The 20,115-nt window shown below is 42.5% G+C and carries 18 protein-coding genes; 12 read left to right on the top strand and 6 right to left on the bottom strand.

The genetic code is table 11. The features are described 5' to 3' along the window. Positions 1–149 precede the first annotated feature (149 nt). The 5 genes from C9J42_RS20085 to C9J42_RS20065 all read left to right on the top strand — a co-directional run bounded on the left by C9J42_RS20085 (position 150) and on the right by C9J42_RS20065 (position 5,612). Positions 150–779: a TIGR04219 family outer membrane beta-barrel protein gene (locus C9J42_RS20085; protein ID WP_107208037.1), complete on the top strand. Its 630-nt coding sequence runs from the start codon at positions 150–152 to the stop codon at positions 777–779. A gap of 149 nt (positions 780–928) precedes the next feature. After that, positions 929–1,159 (top strand): thymidylate kinase, encoded by a 231-nt coding sequence (locus C9J42_RS20080; RefSeq protein WP_107208038.1) that lies wholly within the window; start codon positions 929–931, stop codon positions 1,157–1,159. Between the two features lie 187 nt (positions 1,160–1,346). Further along, complete coding sequence (locus tag C9J42_RS20075; protein WP_107302262.1) at positions 1,347–3,164, top strand: assimilatory sulfite reductase (NADPH) flavoprotein subunit; 1,818 nt, start codon at positions 1,347–1,349, stop codon at positions 3,162–3,164. Next, entirely contained in the window at positions 3,164–4,855 is a 1,692-nt protein-coding gene (gene cysI, locus C9J42_RS20070; protein WP_107208040.1) for an assimilatory sulfite reductase (NADPH) hemoprotein subunit, read from the top strand. Before C9J42_RS20075 ends, cysI begins: the two co-directional genes overlap by 1 nt. Continuing rightward, positions 4,848–5,612 (top strand): phosphoadenylyl-sulfate reductase, encoded by a 765-nt coding sequence (locus C9J42_RS20065; RefSeq protein ID WP_107208041.1) that lies wholly within the window; start codon positions 4,848–4,850, stop codon positions 5,610–5,612. The genes cysI and C9J42_RS20065 overlap by 8 nt, the downstream gene beginning before the upstream one ends. Before the next feature lie 89 nt (positions 5,613–5,701). Here the strand turns inward: C9J42_RS20065 and C9J42_RS20060 are convergent, their stop codons facing one another. Continuing rightward, positions 5,702–6,208 carry a DUF2780 domain-containing protein gene (locus C9J42_RS20060; RefSeq protein ID WP_107208042.1) on the bottom strand — a complete coding sequence of 169 codons (507 nt, stop codon included), beginning with the start codon at positions 6,206–6,208 and terminating at the stop codon, positions 5,702–5,704. Between the two features lie 186 nt (positions 6,209–6,394). Then, positions 6,395–7,015, bottom strand: a complete 621-nt coding sequence (locus C9J42_RS20055; protein WP_005372738.1) for an FKBP-type peptidyl-prolyl cis-trans isomerase — start codon at positions 7,013–7,015, stop codon at positions 6,395–6,397. A 136-nt stretch (positions 7,016–7,151) separates the two neighbouring features. Here C9J42_RS20055 and C9J42_RS20050 point away from each other — a divergent pair, with 136 nt between their 5' ends. Continuing rightward, positions 7,152–8,012 (top strand): LysM-like peptidoglycan-binding domain-containing protein, encoded by an 861-nt coding sequence (locus C9J42_RS20050; RefSeq protein ID WP_233217821.1) that lies wholly within the window; start codon positions 7,152–7,154, stop codon positions 8,010–8,012. 116 nt (positions 8,013–8,128) lie between these two features. On the opposite strand, the gene C9J42_RS20045 is transcribed toward C9J42_RS20050, so the two are convergent. The 4 genes from C9J42_RS20045 to C9J42_RS20030 all read right to left on the bottom strand — a co-directional run bounded on the left by C9J42_RS20045 (position 8,129) and on the right by C9J42_RS20030 (position 12,172). Then, positions 8,129–8,995, bottom strand: coding sequence for a DMT family transporter (locus C9J42_RS20045; protein WP_107208043.1), 867 nt, complete (start codon positions 8,993–8,995; stop codon positions 8,129–8,131). Continuing rightward, the gene (locus tag C9J42_RS20040; protein WP_107208054.1) at positions 8,995–9,456 is read right to left on the bottom strand and encodes a GNAT family N-acetyltransferase; all 462 of its coding nucleotides are present in this window, start codon (positions 9,454–9,456) and stop codon (positions 8,995–8,997) included. The genes C9J42_RS20045 and C9J42_RS20040 overlap by 1 nt, the downstream gene beginning before the upstream one ends. A gap of 91 nt (positions 9,457–9,547) precedes the next feature. Then, positions 9,548–10,132, bottom strand: coding sequence for a Crp/Fnr family transcriptional regulator (locus C9J42_RS20035; RefSeq protein ID WP_107208044.1), 585 nt, complete (start codon positions 10,130–10,132; stop codon positions 9,548–9,550). Positions 10,133–10,204: 72 nt separating this feature from the next. Beyond that, a complete protein-coding gene (locus tag C9J42_RS20030) occupies positions 10,205–12,172 on the bottom strand; it encodes a bifunctional 2',3'-cyclic-nucleotide 2'-phosphodiesterase/3'-nucleotidase (protein WP_107208045.1) in 1,968 nt (655 codons plus the stop codon). A gap of 417 nt (positions 12,173–12,589) precedes the next feature. Between C9J42_RS20030 and cysG the strand changes: the two genes are divergently transcribed. Genes cysG through cysQ form a run of 6 tightly spaced genes read left to right on the top strand, consistent with a single transcriptional unit; the run spans position 12,590 to position 19,503 of the window. Further along, positions 12,590–14,002 (top strand): siroheme synthase CysG, encoded by a 1,413-nt coding sequence (cysG, locus tag C9J42_RS20025; RefSeq protein ID WP_107208046.1) that lies wholly within the window; start codon positions 12,590–12,592, stop codon positions 14,000–14,002. 13 nt (positions 14,003–14,015) lie between these two features. Next, entirely contained in the window at positions 14,016–14,924 is a 909-nt protein-coding gene (gene cysD, locus C9J42_RS20020) for a sulfate adenylyltransferase subunit CysD (protein WP_005372727.1), read from the top strand. A 10-nt stretch (positions 14,925–14,934) separates the two neighbouring features. Further along, complete coding sequence (gene cysN / locus C9J42_RS20015; protein WP_107208047.1) at positions 14,935–16,359, top strand: sulfate adenylyltransferase subunit CysN; 1,425 nt, start codon at positions 14,935–14,937, stop codon at positions 16,357–16,359. Between the two features lie 4 nt (positions 16,360–16,363). Further along, positions 16,364–18,091: an SLC13 family permease gene (locus tag C9J42_RS20010; protein WP_107208048.1), complete on the top strand. Its 1,728-nt coding sequence runs from the start codon at positions 16,364–16,366 to the stop codon at positions 18,089–18,091. Between the two features lie 22 nt (positions 18,092–18,113). Continuing rightward, positions 18,114–18,737: an adenylyl-sulfate kinase gene (gene cysC / locus C9J42_RS20005; RefSeq protein WP_107208049.1), complete on the top strand. Its 624-nt coding sequence runs from the start codon at positions 18,114–18,116 to the stop codon at positions 18,735–18,737. 25 nt (positions 18,738–18,762) lie between these two features. Then, positions 18,763–19,503 (top strand): 3'(2'),5'-bisphosphate nucleotidase CysQ, encoded by a 741-nt coding sequence (cysQ, locus tag C9J42_RS20000; RefSeq protein WP_199187180.1) that lies wholly within the window; start codon positions 18,763–18,765, stop codon positions 19,501–19,503. Positions 19,504–20,115 lie beyond the last annotated feature (612 nt).

Below are 20,115 nucleotides of genomic sequence, written 5' to 3'. Positions count from 1 at the left end.
TGAAACACTATCAACAAAATAATAGTGAGTAATTTTGGGTAAATTTAGTTAAAAAATATCATCAAAATAGATAAGAGCAGTGTTTTTTTAGGGTTTCTGTTATAGTTTCGCCGTTTAAAATTATTAATGATGAAGAGCGGAGACTCGACATGAAAAAAGTAATGCTTTCAGTAGCTGCGGCAATGGCAATGACTGCTGCTATTCCAGCACAGGCAGATACCCTTTTAGGTGTTAAAGTAGGCGCAGATGCATGGTTTGCAAATGCGAAAGTTGATGGCCATAAAAGCGATGATACATCAGCATCTTACTACGCATCTTTTGAACACTTCATTCCTTTAGTTCCTAACTTTATGGTTCGTTACAACAATATCGATGCAGATAATGTTGCATTTGAACAAAGTGATTTTACAGCGTACTACGAAATTCTAGATAATGATCTAGTGTCTTTAGATCTTGGTTTAACAATGACTAAGTTCGGTGGCGTTAAAATTCAAAACGATGATAGCTTCAGCGATTGGCAGCCAACTATTTACGGTAATGCGGAAATCGGTATTCCAGCAACACCATTAACAGTATTTGCTCAAGCAAACGCGGGTAAATATGATGGTACTCGTTTATTTGACGGTCAAGCTGGTGTGAAATACACAATCGGTTTAGTGGCGGCAGATCTAAACATCCGTGGTGGTTACCGCATGATGGATTACGATTTCGATAAAGCGAAGAATGCTGGCGATGTTGATCTAAATGGTTGGTTCGCAGGTGTTGAAGTCGATTTCTAAGTCTTCTTAAGCTAACGAATTAATAAAAACCACGACAATGTCGTGGTTTTTTTATTGGCTGTTTCTAGGTTTTTGTACCATTTTTAAGTGTATACATTCCATCTTTTATGCTGAGCTAATAAAAGTGACAAAGGATAGGGAGTAAGGTTATGACACTGACTGAGCTACAACACCTTTATGTTAGCCAAGAATTGGTTGAGGCTGTGGTTGAGCCTTCAATTGGTGATGGTTATATCGTTGAATTTCGTCACCGTCGAGGTGGCTTGGTTCCTTTAACTGACGGGGCTGGCAGTGAACGTTGCTATCGTGATATTGATAGCGCAACTCAACAAGCTTTTGAAGTTGGATTTAATCAAGTTAGAATTGCTGATGAATACTAAAACCGATCATATTTCCTACCAGTAAAGGCGAGATAATCCTTATTGTTTGACGGCAACATAACGATTATTTCGCATTCACTTTTTTCTTAACCTTTAAAAAGGTTATAAAACATTCTTATCTATTCTTTCTTGTTATTACATGAAATGGCTAATCTAACAGTACGCAATGAATAGGGATCGTCGTGTCATGTTAGTGAAGGAATTATCGGCTTTAGCCAGTCCACTTAATGATCAGCAAATAGATCAACTGAAGCAAGCAGCGGCAGAATCATCGCCACAACAGCTTGCGTGGATCAGTGGCTACTTTTGGGGATTAAGCCAAACCCAGTCTCAATCAGCTGCAGAACCTGCAGCCCAAAATAATGTACTGGCTGCCGCAAAACCAGCCGGTAAACTCACCATCATTTATGCCTCGCAAACCGGTAATGCCAAAGGTGTTGCTGAAGCGTTAAAAGAAGAAGCACAAGCGGCTGATATTGCTGTTCAAGTGTTTTCTGCCGGCGACTATAAAGGTAAAAACCTCGCTAAGGAAACCCACGTGATTATCGTGGCATCAACCCATGGCGAAGGTGAAGCACCTGATGATGCTATTGAATTACATGAATTTTTACAATCAAAGAAAGCCCCTAAACTGGCAGATCTTAACTATGCCGTGATTGGTTTAGGTGATTCAAGTTATGAGTTCTTCTGTCAAACAGCGAAAGACTTTGATAACTACTTAGCGAAACTTGGCGCGCAGCCAATGCTTGAACGTTTAGATTGTGACGTTGACTATGAAGCACCTGCTGCTGAATGGCGTACGCAAGCATTAGCTAAAACCAAAGAAACTTTATCAACGGGTGAAGCTGAAGTTGTTCAACTGCCTGTTGGTCAAAAGCCTGCCGCTGTTTCTGCATACAATAAACAGAACCCTTACACCGCGAGTTTATTGGTAAGTCAAAAAATCACAGGCCGTGATTCAGGTAAAGATGTTCGCCATATTGAAATCGATTTAGAAGATTCAGGCTTAACGTATCAAGCGGGTGATGCACTCGGTGTGTGGTTTGAAAATGACCCACAGTTAGTGGATGCCATTTTAGCGAAGCTTGGCTTAGACGCGGATACCTCTGTTGATGTTGATGGTGCTGCATTAAGTCTACGTGATGCGTTGATTAGCAAATATGAAATTACTGCATCAAATCCACAGTTTGTGATCAAATACGCTGAGTTATCAGGTAGTAAAAAGCTTGAAAAGCTGGTGGCAGATCGTGAAAAGCTTCGTGAGTATTCTGCGAAAACACAAATTATTGATGTATTAGCAGAAAAGAAAACAGCATTAACTGCAGAGCAATTAATCGGTCTACTTCGTCGTTTAACACCACGTTTATATTCTATTGCTTCAAGCCAAGAAGAAGTGGGTGAAGAAGTTCACTTAACTGTTGGGGTGGTTGAATACGCGCAAGGTGAAGAACAACGTCAAGGTGGCGCATCAAGCTTCTTAGCCCAGCGTTTAGAAGAAGGCGCTGAAGTTAAAGTCTTTGTTGAAACTAACAATAACTTTAAGTTACCAGCTGATGATAATACCCCTGTGATCATGGTGGGGCCGGGTACTGGTATTGCCCCATTCCGCGCCTTTGTTCAAGAGCGTGATAACCGTGAAGCACAAGGTAAAAACTGGTTATTCTTTGGCGACCGTACCTTCACAGAAGATTTCTTATACCAAGTTGAGTGGCAAAAATACTTAAAAGATGGGGTTGTTAATCAGATTGATGTGGCATTTAGCCGCGACCAAGCTGAGAAAGTTTACGTTCAGCACCGAATCTTAGAACAAGCTGCGCAAGTATGGCAGTGGCTGCAAGACGGCGCGCATGTTTATGTGTGTGGTGATGCTAATCAAATGGCAAAAGATGTTCATCAAGCGCTGATCACAGTGATTGAGCAACAAGGGAATAAAACGCGCGAGCAGGCTGAGCAGTATCTTAACGATCTGCGTAAGGATAAGCGCTATCAAAGGGATGTGTACTAATGACAGATCAAAAATTATCAGATAACGAACGTCTAAAGCGCGAGAGTAATTTTCTTCGCGGAACTATTGAGCAGGATCTTGGCGATCGTATGACCGGTGGTTTTACTGCAGATAACTTCCAGTTGATCCGTTTCCACGGTATGTATCAGCAAGATGATCGTGATATCCGTGCAGAGCGCGCAAAACAAAAACTCGAACCACTGCATAACGTGATGTTACGTGCGCGTATGCCTGGCGGTATTATTACCCCTAAGCAGTGGTTAGCGATTGATAAGTTTGCCGATGAGCATACTTCTTATGGCAGTATTCGCTTAACTACCCGTCAGACGTTCCAGTTCCACGGTGTACTAAAACCTAATATCAAGCTGATGCACCAAACGTTAAACAGTATTGGTATCGATTCAATTGCGACAGCGGGTGATGTTAACCGAAACGTTCTATGTACGACTAACCCAGTAGAATCAGAGCTTCACCAAGAAGCATATGAGTGGGCGAAAAAGATCAGTGAACACTTGCTACCTAAAACCCGTGCCTATGCGGAAATTTGGTTAGACGGTGAAAAGCTAGAAACGACAGATGAAGAGCCAATTTTAGGTAGCAATTACCTACCGCGTAAATTTAAAACCACGGTTGTGATCCCACCTCAAAATGATGTGGACGTGCATGCCAACGATCTTAACTTTGTTGCGATTGCAGACAACGGCAAGTTAGTGGGCTTCAACGTACTAGTGGGTGGCGGCTTGGCAATGACTCACGGCGATCATTCAACTTACCCTCGTCGTGCCGATGACTTTGGTTTTATTCCACTAGAGAAAACGTTAGATGTTGCTGCGGCAGTGGTAACAACACAGCGTGATTGGGGTAACCGTTCAAATCGTAAGAATGCAAAAACTAAGTACACGTTAGATCGTGTAGGTAGTGATGTATTTAAAGCGGAAGTTGAAAAACGTGCGGGTGTGAAGTTTGAAGACAGTCGACCTTATGAGTTTACCGATCGTGGTGATCGCATTGGTTGGGTTGAAGGCATCGACGGCAAGCATCACCTCGCATTGTTTATTGAAAATGGACGTTTGTTGGATTACCCAAACAAGCCTTTAAAAACCGGTGTTGCTGAAATTGCCAAAGTACACCAAGGCGATTTCCGTATGACGGCTAACCAAAACTTAATTGTTGCGGGTGTGTTAGCAAAAGACAAAGACAAGATCGAAAAGATCGCGCGCGATCATGGTTTGATTGATGACGGTGTTAGCGAGCAGCGTAAAAACTCAATGGCCTGTGTTTCATTGCCAACCTGTCCATTAGCGATGGCGGAAGCAGAGCGTTTCTTACCTGAATTTGTTACTGATGTTGAAGGCATTCTAGAAAAACACGGCTTAGACGATGATGAAAACATCATTCTTCGTGTCACGGGTTGTCCAAATGGCTGTGGTCGTGCGATGTTGGCGGAAATTGGCCTCGTAGGTAAAGCGCCGGGTCGTTATAACTTACATTTAGGCGGTAACCGTAACGGAACACGTGTACCTAAGATGTACCGTGAAAATATTACTGTTGCGCAGATCATGGATGAAATTGATAGCTTAGTGGGCCGTTGGTCTACAGAGCGTCAAGAAAGTGAAGACTTTGGTGATTTCACTATTCGCGCAGGCATTATTGATGAAGTAAAAGTATCAAAGAGAGATTTTTATGGCTAAATTTCAACTGGCTGAGTTACTTGAGCTGCCTAAAGTGAGTCAAATTATTCAGCTGGCTGAAATCAATGCCGCGCTGGAGGATATGACGGCAGAGCAGCGAGTAAGCTGGGCTATCGACAACCTTGAAGGTGGGTTTGCATTAGCATCAAGTTTTGGTATTCAATCTGCTGTGATGTTGCATTTAGTCACAACAGTAAAGCCTGATATTCCTGTGGTATTAACCGATACGGGGTATTTATTTCCTGAAACGTATCAGTTTATTGATAGCTTAACCAAACGATTAGATCTTAATCTTCATGTCTACAGCGCAAAACAAAGCGCCGCATGGCAAGAAGCACGTTATGGTCAACTGTGGTTGCAAGGGGTTGATGGTATTAAGCAATATAATTTGCTGAACAAAGTTGAGCCGATGCGTCGAGCATTAGATGAACTGCAAGTGAAAACATGGTTTTCTGGGCTCCGTCGTGAACAATCAAGCTCACGTGCAACATTACCGGTATTAGCGATCCAGAATGGACGCTTTAAGTTCCTGCCATTAATTGATTGGAGTAATGAGCAAATCGATCTGTATTTACAACAGCATGATTTGCCTTATCACCCATTAAAAGCGCAAGACTATCTTTCTGTCGGTGATGTCCATACGACAGTTAAGTGGCAACCGGGGATGAAAGAAGAAGAAACGCGATTCTTTGGTCTAAAACGTGAGTGTGGTTTACACGAAGACAGCGATACAGAAGCGGATGGTTCAGGAATTTAACCGATAGCAAATCAGAACTAGTGTAATAGAAAAGGGCGAGATCGATGATCTCGCCCTTTTATTTTGTCGATGCTTTGAGCAATAACAAGTTATTTTTTGGCAGCAGGTGCAGCTGGTGCCCAAATATTAGAAAGTGCGCCAAGGAGTTCATTACTTGCGCCTTGCTCACCTAAAAATTGCGTAACAACAGGCACGAATTGGTTAACCATTTCAGGTTTCATGCCTAATAAAGAAAAGACTTTATCGATATTTTCTTTACTGCCTAATAGCTGGCCTAAACCGAGTGGTAATGAGTCAGTTAGCTTTTCTGCGCCAGGAATTAATTGAGTTAACTCTTTACCTTGTGGGCCTGTTAGCTCACTGGTTGCCATTGCCAGTAATGCACCTGCACCGCCTGCTGCTTGATCTGGCTTTACCCCAAGATCAGACACGAGTGCTTTGGTTAATGGGTTTTCTGCAATCTGGGTAGCAACTTGTTCACTTTTTTCTCCCCCAAAAGCACTTGCGACATCAGATAGGCTGAATGCATGGCTCATTGCACTTGATGATAATAAAGCAACGGCGGTAAGTGTAGTTAAGATATGACGCTTTTCCATGGGGTTCTCCTTAATTAACTATTATCTATCCTAGTGTAGATATTTATTTTTGTAATACATTTTATTGATAAAACACGAAACCTGATGATTTAACTAGTAGGGTTTATTAGTTTGAGAGAATGGAGCGTATTTTTTAACCATAAAAAAACGGCGCCGGGGCGCCGTTTTTAAGAAGAGAGCAATATCTTATAGGATATCTAGTAGCTCAACTTCAAATACAAGTGCTGCATATGGAGGAATTGCAGCACCTGCGCCGCGCTCACCGTATGCTAGGTTTTGTGGAATAGAAAGTTTCCACTTAGAACCTACAGGCATCATTTGTAGTGCTTCAACCCAACCAGCGATAACGCCAGTTACTGGGAATTCTGCTGGTTGACCACGAGAAACAGAGCTGTCAAAAACAGTGCCGTCTGTTAGCATACCGTGGTAATGAACACGTACTTGCTTGTCAGAAGTTGGGATTTCGCCATTACCTTCAACGAGTACTTCGTATTGAAGACCAGAATCAGTTACTGTAACTTCTGCACGCTTTGCGTTTTCAGCTAGGAATGCTTCGCCTTCAGCAGCAGCTAGTTTAGCCTGCTCTTGACGTGCAGCGTCTGCTGCAGTGTGAAGTTCACGTAGTGCATTGTTGATTTCATCAACTTCGATTTCTGGCATTTCGCCAGCAAGAGAAGCTGCGATACCTTTCGCAATTGCTGCTACGTTTAGGCCTTCAAGACCGCTTTGTGCTAGTTGTTGGCCCATTTGTAGACCAATACCATAACTTGCTTTAGTCTCAACTGTATCTAGTTTAACGTCAGACATTATCGTCATCTCTTAATGTTGAATGAATTAAAGCAAGCAGGATAACAGTTTCGCCCCTCATGGGTAAACTCATGGGTAAATATTTGTAATCATTATTCGCAAATTGCGTGACATATGAAGCTCTGGAGTGCTGTATATGGGACAGGCCAATCGCCGTTCGAGAACAAAACATGCGTCAAAACGATCATCAGTCAATTTTAGTTTGTCAGGGCTCTTTGACAAATGTCGTCAGATTAAAGCCGGAATTGGCCATACATGGTCACATTTTCCACGTTTTCATCGCTGGGCATTGATGATCCTTGTGCCTATTTTTGTCGCTGTATTAATGTTGCCGACAACGAATCAATTAGAACAAGAGCAAAGTGCAGACAGTGGTGTTCGTCGTAGTATTTCTCTTAACCTTGGCGGTTCTACGAGCACGACTCAACCGGTAGGGCAAACGGGAACGACATCATCTAATACTGGTGTGAGTAAGCGTACAGATATTGTTTTAGATACGGCAGATATTCGTGAAGACAGTAAGATGAAAGCGGTTGGAGGAACGGAAGATACTGGTCCGGCACCTGAAAAGAAACCGATGATTCAGAAAATTTATCCGTTAGATGGCGGTAAGGCGTACACCGTTGATCTGTCAAAAGAAGCGGCGGTGGTAACCAAAGCGACTGATGAACCGATTACAACGAATACAACCAATACAACAACGACAGCAAACACGGCCAAGGTTGCATCAAGCGATGCAGGGCAATGGGTTAGTTATAAAGTTCCAGCCGGTGAAACCTTAGCGAACGTGTTTAGAGATCGCTCGTTACCATTATCGGATTTATATAAAATTGCCAATATTGAAGGTGCGGGTAAGCCGATCAGTAATGTACAGGCCGGTCAAACGCTAATGTATCGTGTAAATAGTAATGGCCAAATAGATGGTTTGAAGATTGAAGGTAATGGTATTTCAGCAGCTTATTACCGTAGCAGTAATGGTAGCTATTATCGTAAATAACCAGTGATGAAATAAATATGAAAAAGCCCACTTATTTGCTTTTAACTAGAAAGAGAGGCTTAAGTGGGCTTTTTTGTTTTTTCTTTTTATGCGTTACCGCAGAGGTTACTATTTGATCACTGTATGTCGATCTGAGTGGTGAATTTTTTTCGTTTAGGTCTTGGCATCATAGGTAGAACGATCAATAAAATACCGATAAGCGTTAAGGTATCTAAACTTTCGTTAAACCAAATCCAACCAAAGAAGGCGACAAAAATAAGCCCTGAATATTCTGCTAACCCAATTTTATGGGTTTCACTTTGGCGATATGCCAATACCACACACCCTTGATAGCCTAAGGTAAATAGCGCACTTGCAGCAATAAGCCCAAGGTTTTCAAGTGAGATCGGTTGCCAGAAGTACCATGCCAAAGGGGTCGCCACAGGCAGTGATAATACACTTGTCCAAAAGAGCGTGGATGATACGGTTTGTGATTGTGGCAGTTTACGTACTAATACATTGTAGAGCGCCAATGTAGTTGCAGTACCCAGTGCGGCAATCGCAGCCCAGTGAAATTGGGTAGGGCGTAAAACAATTAAAATTCCGATAAATCCAATCGCTGTCGCAACGACTTTCCCTTTTGTGGGGTACTCACCTAATAGCACTATTGAAAGTGGGATCATCAATAAGGGCGCGGCATAAAATAAGGCATTGGCCGTCGCGAGGGGCAAATATGTCAGCGCCACTAACAACATTGAACTCCCCGCTAATACTAAATACGCACGGATGGTATTGATCTTCCAACTACCGACCTCACGTTGCTGTTTTGGCTGGGACAACCAAAAAGGCAAAATAATAATTAAGCTTATTACTTGGCGAAGAAACATGTATTGCAAGGGATGGACTTCGCCATTGAGTAATTTAACTGCGACATCAGACAGAGAGGCGGATAAATTACCGAATATCAGTAATAGGATCCCCAATGACACGGCAGTTTGCTTCATTAGTTATCGCCTTGTGTTAGCACCATATCAACATGTGGAATGCCGTCTTCAAGGTACATATCAGAGGTTTGTTTAAAACCGTATTGAGAGTAAAAGCCGATCAAGTGCTCTTGCGCTCCAATCTCGATGGTCGCATTAGGCCAAATACGCGTGGCGTTTTCGAGTCCTTGTTTGAGCAGTTGATGACCTATACCGCTGCCTCGTGTTTCTTGTGCCGTAACAACTCGACCAATACTGACATTGTCGTAAGTGAGTCCTGCACTGAGTAGGCGAAGGTAGGCGATCAGTTTGCCATCTTGATAGCCTAATAAATGGTAAACATCATCAGCACGATCGTTATCATCAAGATCAGGGTAAACACAGTCTTGCTCTACCACAAAAATGTCAGCGCGTAGCTTTAGTGCATCATAAAGCTGGTGGGTCGTCAGTTGTGCAAAAGAAAGGCATTGCCAAGTAATCATCACGTGTTCTCTTTTTCTGTGATAGTCAAAGTTACCTTCATAGTAACCTGCGTTTTTCACGGCCTCATTAACCATTGTTAATATCGTTTCATTATTGTGGTTCGCTTTGTCTTTTTTTTATTCGGCTGAGGCTGATCGGGGTGATTCCAAGGTATGAGGCAATTTGATAGTCCGTGAGTTTAACGTTGAGCTCGGCAAAGCTTTGGGTGAATAATTGATATCGTTCTTCTGGGCTGTACATCAACATGAAGCGTTCTTTGTTTTCCTTAAATACTAACTGACGTTCTAATAAGTGTTGATATAGCGCTACCCCTTGTGAGCGCCATGTTTCAATTAGCTCAATCGGTAGGGCAATGAGCTCGCTAGCGGACAAGGTTTCTAATAGAAAAGGCGAAGGTGATTGAGTGATCAGTGCTTCAAAGCCAATCAAGGTATCTTGATCCCAATAGAACTCTTTACTGAATTGCTTACCACTGTCAGTGAGATAGCAAGCATGGCAAATCCCATTAAGTAAAAAGTAGAACTGCTCTGCTTGTTGCCCTTGATGGAGCAGTATGTGACGAGTGGGTAACGCTAATACTTGTGCTTGGCTTAATGCTTCATCAATCGTGGTTTGCTCGGCGCCAAATTGTTGAAGAAATTCGGCGAGTTGAGAAAGTTGTGCGGAAGGCTTCATGACGACTCTCTTTTTAATCATAAAAAAATACCGCAGACCAGCTGCGGTATCTAGCTTACTTTATTGCGACGATTATTTCGCGTGTTGTAAATCCAACTGGTAAATCGCAAAGCCAGTTGGCGTTGTTTCAACTTGGGTCATTGGGTACTGACCTTTGTCTTTAATGAACTTCGCCGCTTTTTCGCTATTGGCTGTTTCAAAGCGAATATCTAACTTCTTATCACTTTTCAGTGGCGTGAAGTGCCAGTTGTTATCCGCACTTGGCACCACTTGGCCTTTTTCTTTACTTACACGGCTAATGTAGTCAGAAAGAACGGTACGGTTTTCATCGGGTGCAGCAAAGGCAACAAACTTCTCACCAGTACCAGCAAATTTACCACTGTAGGCACGGTAGTTATTGGTTGCGATGATGAATTTTTGATCGTCTTTTACAGCTTTACCGTTAAAGCTAAGATCTTTAATACGACTTGCCGTTGGGTTAATAACTTTACATTCACCATCGTATTTCGCAGGTTGTGAAATATCGATGTTGTAAGTGACGCCATCAATAACATCAAAGTTATAAGTACGGAAACCATCCCAGTTGATCAAGCCTTGTGGCTTATCACTGTTAACATCAATTTGATTAAATTGGCCAGCAGAACATTCCAGCCATTCTTTCACTTCTTTACCTGTTACTTTCATGGCAACAAGGGTATTTGGATACAAGTATAAGTCAGCCGCGTTACGGAAAGTCAGTTGACCTGATTCAACTTCTGTAAAGTTGGTTGCATCGTTACCACGACCGCCAGCTTTAAATGGTGCGGCTGCTGAAAGTACTGGAATACCATCGAGATCGGGATCGCCTTGAATAAAGCGTTCAACATAATCTTTTTGTGCAAGGTTTACGATTTGCACGGTTGGATCGTCTTGTACCAGTGCTAAGTAGCTGTACATAACGTCACTTGCTTTACCAATTGGTTGATTAACGAAATCACGGGTGGCATTGTGATCAACTTTAACCGCCGCTACTAATTTAGGATCAGCATCAACAATTGGTTTTTGGGTTGCTTTATCGAAAATAGGGCGAGCTTCAGTTTGAGCAGAGGTGACTTTCCAGCTGTTACCCTCTTTATCTAATACTAAATCCATGATGCCAACGTGATCGCCCCAGCGTCCCGGCATGACTGCTGGAATACCATTAATGGTACCTTTTTCAATATCAGCACCTGGTAGATTTGCAAACTCTTTGCTTGGGAAAACCGCGTGTGAGTGACCGAATGCAATCGCGTCAATACCTTCAACTTGCGTTAAATAGTATACCGAGTTTTCAGCACCCACTTTATGTGGATCGGTTGAAACGCCTGAGTGTGGGATCGCGACAATAATATCAGCGCCTTCTGCTTTCATTTGTGGAATGAATTTCTCAGCAGTTTGCTTAATATCTTTGGCTTCTACCTTACCCTCGAGGTTCTTTTTATCCCACACCATGATTTGTGGCGGAACAAAACCGATATAACCAATCTTCACTTGTTGGTCATTACCCTTGTTATCTTTAAATGTGTATTCCTTGATCAGATAAGGAGAGAATAAGTTCTTACCTGTTTTTAAGTCGTAGACGTTTGCATTGATGTAAGGGAAGTCAGCACCTTCAATGCTGGTATCAAGGAAATCTAAGCCATAGTTGAATTCGTGGTTACCAATATTACCAACATCGTAATCAAGTTGGTTCATGACTTTATAAACAGGGTGAACTTCACCATGCTTGATCCCTTTTGCTGCCATGTAGTCACCCATCGGGCTACCTTGCAGTAAATCACCGTTATCAACTAAGACACTATTGGTGACTTCGCCACGTGCCTTTTCTACTAATGTTGCAGTACGTACTAAGCCTGTTTTCTCGGTTGGCGCATCTTTGTAGTAATCATAATCCATTACATTAGTATGGATATCCGTGGTTTCTAAAATACGTAGTTTGATGGTGTCTGCTGTTGCTGGACCTGCAAGCGTAAGTAAACCGCCTAATATCGCGATTGATAAAGGCTTAGCTGATAACTTCATGAATATCTCCAAACGGGTAGGCAAAGAAAGCAAGCGTAAGGTATCAAATGTACTGAGAAAGGCTGTTATCTGTGTCGCACTATCGTGCTCTCCATCTCGTTTTTTTTGATCAATTGTTAGCGAGATCGAAAATTACGCCGTTATTTCTCGTATTAATAGAAGAGTGATTCGTCATAACCTAGACATAAAAGGCATAACATAAGCTTTTATTTGCTGTGTTGCTCCCTATCGTTCGCCTTAATCGTGAGATTTATAACTATATAATGCATTGTATATAGTGTAATTCGCTGAATCTTGTCATTAAGTGTTGTCGGCATGTTGTGGCTAAACTTTTTGGAATAAAAAATGAAATTTTAGAATTTCAAGTAATATCAAGCCCCCTCTATAGTGCATCTAGGGATAAAAAGAGGGCTAATGATGGATTACTTGCCAATTTTTGCAGATTTAAAGCGTCGACCATGTCTGGTTGTCGGTGGTGGTGATAGCGCGTGGCGTAAAACCCGTATGCTATTAAAAGCAGGCGCAGATGTTCGTGTTATTGCACCACGTTTAAATGCTGACTTTACTGCTGCATTAGCTTCTCAACAGATCAAATTGGTCGGAGAACATTTTTCACCATCAGATCTTGATGGTATTTTCTTAGCCATTGCCGCGACAGAGCGTAAAGCGATTAATGCGCTGGTCTATCAATCGGCCAATCAACGCCAAGTATTAGTCAATGTCGTTGATGATACTCAGCGCTGCAGTTTTATTATTCCCTCTATTGTTGATCGTTCACCCATCATTGTCGCGATCTCGTCATCAGGTCAGGCGCCGGTACTCGCCCGTTTATTACGTGAAAAGCTTGAAGCGTTATTACCACAACACTTAGGACGTATGGCAACGATTGCGGGTAACTTCCGTCAGCGTTTATCACAAACCGTCTCTTCTTTTTCTGCTCGTCGTTATTTCTGGGAGCAGGCCTTTAACGGACGTTTTGGTGACTTAGTGGCATCGGGGCGTGAGCAAGAGGCTGAGCAAGAGCTGGTGGCATTAACCCAACAAGCACCACCGCAAGGACAAGTTGCATTAATTGGCGCAGGTCCAGGTGATGCGGGCTTATTGACCCTTCGTGCATTACAACTGATGCAGCAAGCTGATGTCGTGCTGTATGACTACTTGGTGTCTGATGAAGTGATGGATTTAGTCCGCCGTGATGCCGAATTAGTATGCGTGGGTAAAAAAGCCGGTTTTCATAGTGTTCCTCAAGAAGAAACGAATCGATTAATTGTTCACTACGCCCAGCAAGGCAAGCGAGTGGTGCGATTAAAAGGTGGCGACCCATTTGTGTTTGGTCGTGGTGGTGAAGAGCTTGAAGTGCTCTTTGATGCTGATATTCCATTCCAAGTTGTACCGGGTATTACAGCAGCAGCTGGTGCTACAGCCTATGCGGGCATTCCATTAACTCACCGTGATTACGCCCAAACCGCCATGTTTGTTACGGGGCATCTCAAGCCTGATGGCGATACTTTGGATTGGTCAACACTCGCACGTGGAAAACAAACCTTAGTGATTTACATGGGCTTGATGAAATCGAGTCATATTCAGCAACAGTTGTTAGAGCACGGTCGTGGTGCTGATACCCCTATCGCCATTATTGAGCGTGGTACCCAGAAAACCCAAAAAGTTTTAAAAGGTCAGCTAAGCGAGCTGGCTGAATTAGCAAAACATGCTGCTTCTCCATCGCTGATAGTAGTAGGAGAGGTAGTTAATCTATCGACGAAATTAGATTGGTTCACAAAACAGGAACAGTCGCTACAGCAGCAAGATGCGGTAGTTAAGCTGGCATAGTATGGAGAGAGAGATGGACCCGAAACGTTTAACCCACCTCAAGCAGTTAGAAGCGGAAAGTATCCACATTATCCGTGAAGTAGCGGCTGAGTTTGATAATCCGGTAATGATGTACTCTATCGGTAAAGATTCATCGGTAATGTTACACCTAGCACGTAAAGCATTTTATCCGGGGAAGATCCCGTTCCCATTGCTGCACGTTGATACCGATTGGAAATTCCGCGAGATGATCGATTTCCGTGATCGCACCGCAGAAAAGTACGGCTTTGATTTATTGGTACATAAGAACCCTGAAGGTCTCGCAATGGGCGTTGGCCCATTCACACACGGTTCGTCAAAGCACACCGATATTATGAAAACTCAGGGTCTAAAGCAGGCACTGGACAAGTATGGTTTTGATGCCGCTTTTGGTGGCGCACGTCGTGATGAAGAAAAATCACGTGCAAAAGAGCGTGTCTATTCATTCCGTGACAAGAACCACACCTGGGATCCGAAAAATCAGCGTCCTGAGTTATGGAAGACTTACAACGGTCAAATCAACAAGGGCGAGAGTATTCGTGTTTTCCCACTTTCAAACTGGACTGAGCTTGATATCTGGCAATACATCTATTTAGAAGGTATCGAGATTGTTCCACTGTACCTATCTGAAGTACGCCCTGTGGTTGATCGTGACGGCATGTTGATCATGGTTGATGATGAGCGTATGGAGCTTCAACCGGGTGAGAAAATCGAGCAAAAGAGTGTGCGCTTTAGAACCTTAGGTTGTTACCCACTAACGGGAGCGATTGAATCTACAGCCGATACACTACCGGGCATTATTGAAGAAATGCTGGTGGCAACATCGAGTGAACGACAAGGTCGAGCGATTGACCATGATCAGTCGGGTTCAATGGAATTGAAAAAACGCCAAGGTTACTTCTAAGGAGAGAATAATGAATAGCGTGATTGAACAACAGGTCGCTGAGCTCGGTATCGAAGCTTATCTTGACCAACACCATAATAAATCTCTACTGCGATTTTTAACCTGTGGCTCAGTAGATGACGGTAAAAGTACTTTAATTGGTCGACTACTGCATGACTCTCACCAAATTTATGAAGATCAATTAGCGGCAATTCATACCGACAGTCAAAAAGTCGGTACAACGGGCGATAAGCCTGACCTAGCGTTATTGGTTGATGGATTGCAGGCTGAGCGCGAGCAAGGGATCACGATTGATGTTGCTTATCGTTACTTCTCAACCAAAGCGCGTAAGTTCATCATTGCCGATACCCCAGGACATGAGCAGTACACCCGTAACATGGCTACAGGTGCATCGACCTGTGATGTCGCGGTGATCTTGATTGATGCGCGTAAAGGCGTATTGGATCAAACTCGTCGTCACTCTTACATTGCAAGTCTATTGGGTATTCGTCACTTTATTGTTGCGATTAACAAAATGGACTTAGTGGGATTTGACCAAGCGCGTTTTGAGTCAATCCGTGAAGAATATTTAGCGTTCTCGAAAAAACTGAACAGTGATATCAACATTAGCTTAGTGCCGTTATCGGCATTAGAAGGGGATAACGTTGTTGGCCTTAGCGAAAAAACGCCTTGGTATGATGGTGATTCATTACTGACCTTGCTTGAAAAAGTGGATCTTACTCAAGGTCAGGCGTCGACAGAACTACGTTTCCCTGTGCAATATGTGAATCGTCCAAATCTTGATTTCCGTGGTTTCGCCGGCACATTAGCCTCAGGTGAATTACGAGTGGGGCAAAAAGTACGTGCGTTACCATCGGGTAAAACCTCGACCGTTGATCGCATCGTAACATTTGATGGTGATTTAGAGGTTGCAACACCGGGCTTAGCAGTAACAGTAACCTTGGCTGATGAAATTGATATTAGCCGTGGTGATACGTTAGTGGCTGCTGATGAAACAGTGCCACTAAGTAATAATTTACTTGCTGATATTGTTTGGATGGGCGAGTCAGCGTTAGAAACCGGTCGCCAGTACGACATTAAAGTTGCGGGTAAGAAAACGGTTGGTAGTGTTGATGCCATTCGTCACCAAGTTGATATTAATAACCTTGAAACCTTTGAAACTGATGCTTTACCGCTTAATGGTATTGGCTTATGTGAAGTGAGCTTAAATGAAGCCATTGCCGTTGATAGCTATCAAGCATGTAAAGATACTGGCGGCTTTATCATTATTGATCGCTTAACGAATGTGACGGTTGGTGCGGGTATGGTACGTGAAGCATTAGATGCTAAACAAAATACTGCGCAATACTCAGCATTTGAAGTTGAATTAAATGCCCTGATCCGCAAGCACTTTCCACACTGGGATGCTAAAGATCTTAGCAAGTTGCTAGGGTAACTCTATGGGATGGGAGCAAGCGATTGTCTTAGCTATGTTGGTGGTGATTATTCTCTGCTTACTGGCAACCAAAATAAAACCGCCTTACTTATTTGCAGGTGCGGCATTTATTGGTTATCAGTCTGGAATGATCGATTTACCGACATTGGCTGGCAATTTCACTAATTCGTCATTACTGACATTAGTGTTGTTGATCCTTGTTTCCATTGCTTTAGAAAAAACACGGTTGATTAGTTGGGTTGGGCGTCAAATATCACAGGGCGGCCAAACGGCTGTGGTCACAAAACTCGGCTTATCAACCGCATTATTATCATCTTTTACGAATAACACTGCGGTTGTCGTGTCATTAATCGGTGCGATTAAGCGTAACCAACGCCACGCACCATCTAAATTATTATTACCGTTGTCGTATACCGCTATTTTAGGTGGAACGTTAACGTTAATAGGTACATCGACGAACTTAATCATAAATAGTTTCGTTGAAGATGCGGGTCTGCCTAGTTTAGGCTTTTTCGCACCAAGTATGATTGGTTTAGCGGTATTAGTTGTTGGCTTAGTTATTCTTATCCCGCTTAGTCATCTATTACCCAGTTATGATGATCATGCTGATGATCAATTGCCTTATTTCCTTGAAGCACGTGTAGAAGCTAAATCCCCATTAGTAGGAAAAACCGTTGCCGAAAATGGTTTGCGTGCCCTACGCCGTTTATTTCTAGCAGAGTTGATCCGTGACGGTCAAACTATTGCACCTGTATGTCCTGATACTAAGTTGCAGGCAGGCGATACCTTATTATTTTGTGGTGATGTCGAAAGTGTAACCACACTTCAAGAAATTCCAGGTTTAAACCTTTTTGGTCAGCATCACCTAAATGGCCAATCGATGATGGAAGTCATCATCAGCCACTCGGCAGGAATTCGTGGTAAAACCTTAAAAAGTACCCGTTTTAGAGAAAATTTTGATGCTGTCGTTGTGGCGATACGTCGTGGTCATGAACGTCTTGCTGGTGGACTCGGTAATATCGAACTGCATGCTGGCGATACATTAGTTATCGTGCCGGGTAAAAAATTCCAACAAAAGAAAGCCACCTTAGATCGTGAATTTGTCTTGGTGAATGGTCTTGATTCAAGTGCTCGCTTAGATAACACCAAAAGTGCAGCTGTACTGATGGGATTTCTGACTGTTATTGGTCTCGCTTTATTGGATGTATTACCGATCATTAAAGGGTTAGCCATTTATCTTTTCGTTATGGTAGCAGTAGGCATTATCTCATTTGCAGAATTACGCCGCCGTTTTCCTATCGATATCGTTGTGATTGTTGGCTCGGCTTTAACCTTGGCTAAATTGATGATCACAACAGGGTTATCTGAGCGAATGGGTGAAGCTTTGATTGAAGCATTTAATGGCTGGGGAATTTATGGAGCATTAATTGCGGTTTACTTACTGACACTCGTGTTAACAGAGTTAGTCACGAATAATGCTGCAGCGGCTTTGTCTTTTCCTATCGGTTATAGCCTAGCATTAGCTTATAACGTTGATCCTATGCCTTTTATTATGGCAGTACTGTTTGGCGCCAGTGCGAGCTTTATCTCACCCTATGGTTATCAAACTAACTTATTAGTCTATAGCGTAGGTAACTATAAGCTGAGAGATTATGTTCGGATTGGATTACCAATATCGATAGTGTATTCAATCGTTGTATTAACCCTGATCCCACTGTTATTCCCTTTTTAATAAATAGACAACGGAGTGTGTTATGACAATCACGCCACAAGCGCATGATGATAACGAGAATATTGTTTGGCATCGTCATACCGTAACCAAAGAATTACGTGCAACACAAAAGAATCAGAAAGCGAGTGTGTTGTGGTTTACAGGCCTAAGCGGCGCAGGAAAATCAACAGTAGCTGGCGCATTAGAAAATAAACTGGCTGAAATGGGTTATCACACCTATTTACTTGATGGTGACAATGTTCGTCATGGTTTATGTCGTGATCTTGGTTTCTCAGCGGAAGATCGCCGTGAAAATATTCGACGTATTGGTGAAGTCGCGACATTAATGGCTGATGCCGGGCTAATCGTACTTAGTGCTTTTATTTCACCACATCGAGAAGAGCGTCAGTTAGTGAGAGATTTACTGCCTGAAGGTGAGTTTATTGAGGTATTTGTTGATACTCCTCTTGCTGAGTGTGAAAAACGTGATCCGAAAGGCTTGTATAAAAAAGCGCGAGCAGGTGAAATCAAACAATTTACAGGTATTGATTCTGAATACCAACCGCCGTTATCGCCTGAGCTCCATTTAGCGGCAGGTAGTAATGCAATAGATAAGCTGGTGGAACAATGTGTTGAACATTTAAAGTCAAAACAGATCATCAGCTAATAAATGAAGGAGAAAGGGATTGGCAATGTTACTCGACGAAATATATAGCATCGCGTTAGAGGCGGGTGCTGCCATTATGGCTCGTTACCATGGTCAAGTTCAGATCACGCAAAAATCAGATAGCAGCCCTGTCACAGATGCCGATCTTGCCGCTAATGAACTTATCGTTACCAAACTACAACAGCTAACACCAGAGATCCCTATTCTTTCAGAAGAGTCCGCACATACAGATTGGCATCAACGACAAAATTGGGACACATTTTGGTTAGTTGATCCATTAGATGGCACTAAAGAGTTTATTCGCAAAAATGGTGAGTTCACGGTTAACATTGCTTTAATAAAAGAAGGACGTCCTGTTTTAGGTGTGGTGTATGCGCCTGCATTAGAAAAAGCATGGTTAGGTGATGGTGATAAGGCGTGGTTAGAAACCAAAGCCGGTCGTGAGCCTATTCGTGTACGAGCAGCAACAGTACCAACGATTGTTGGTAGTCGCTCTCATCCTTCCCCAGAGTTAGATCACTACTTAGAACAAATCGGTGAGCACAAGATGACGGAAGTTGGTTCATCATTAAAGTTCTGTTTAGTCGCAGAAGGTCGAGCGCAACGTTACCCGCGTTTAGGACCCACAATGATGTGGGATACCGCTGCTGGCCAGTGTGTAGCTGAGAGTGCTGGGGCTATAGTACTCGATTTAGAAGGGCAACCATTAAACTATCATCGCGAGCAATTACTGAATCCATCTTTTATTGTTTCAATAAAAGACTAATCTTATTAAATAACGATAAGGCATATGAGTTACCTCATATGCCTTTTTTGTTTTTAAACAGAAGAAAACGTATCGTTTTGTACAAAAAGTGTTATTTTTGGGGTTTATCGTTGTTTTTATTGTCATTCGGTTTGAATTCTCAATTTTGTTATTGCTATCTCTAAGCTTATCCCTATAATGCTGCTCCATCGACAGGGAATACGGATGGTTAGTAAGTTATTTACAACCTGTGTATAACTTGTAGGTAAGCGGTTTATAAAAAAACTAATTTAAAACTTAGCTAAACAGTGTTTTTTAAATTGGGTAAATCGTAGTCTTAATGCTGAAATCTTGTCTCAATCTTAAAAAGATAAGGAAGTATGCTTTAAGTTAAGTGTGGCAAGGGTTTTGAAAATTAATTTTAAAATAATTGTTGACTTAAATTGAGCGCGGTGTAGTATACGCAGCCTCAGCCAGCACGATGTGTTGCGCTAACGTTCTTTAATAATTTGACCATGCAATCTGTGTGGGCACTCGTTGAAAAGTTAAGTCGAAAGATTTATCAATGATACTAGTGACCAATACAAATAACTTCGGTTATTTGGCACAGTCAATTCAAATATCCTAACTAGC

It is taken from the genome of Photobacterium sp. GB-56 (assembly GCF_003026105.1).
In the GTDB taxonomy this organism is placed as follows: domain Bacteria; phylum Pseudomonadota; class Gammaproteobacteria; order Enterobacterales; family Vibrionaceae; genus Photobacterium.
The sequence above is the reverse complement of the archived record's forward strand: the minus strand, read 5'-3'. Positions and strand labels throughout refer to the sequence as shown.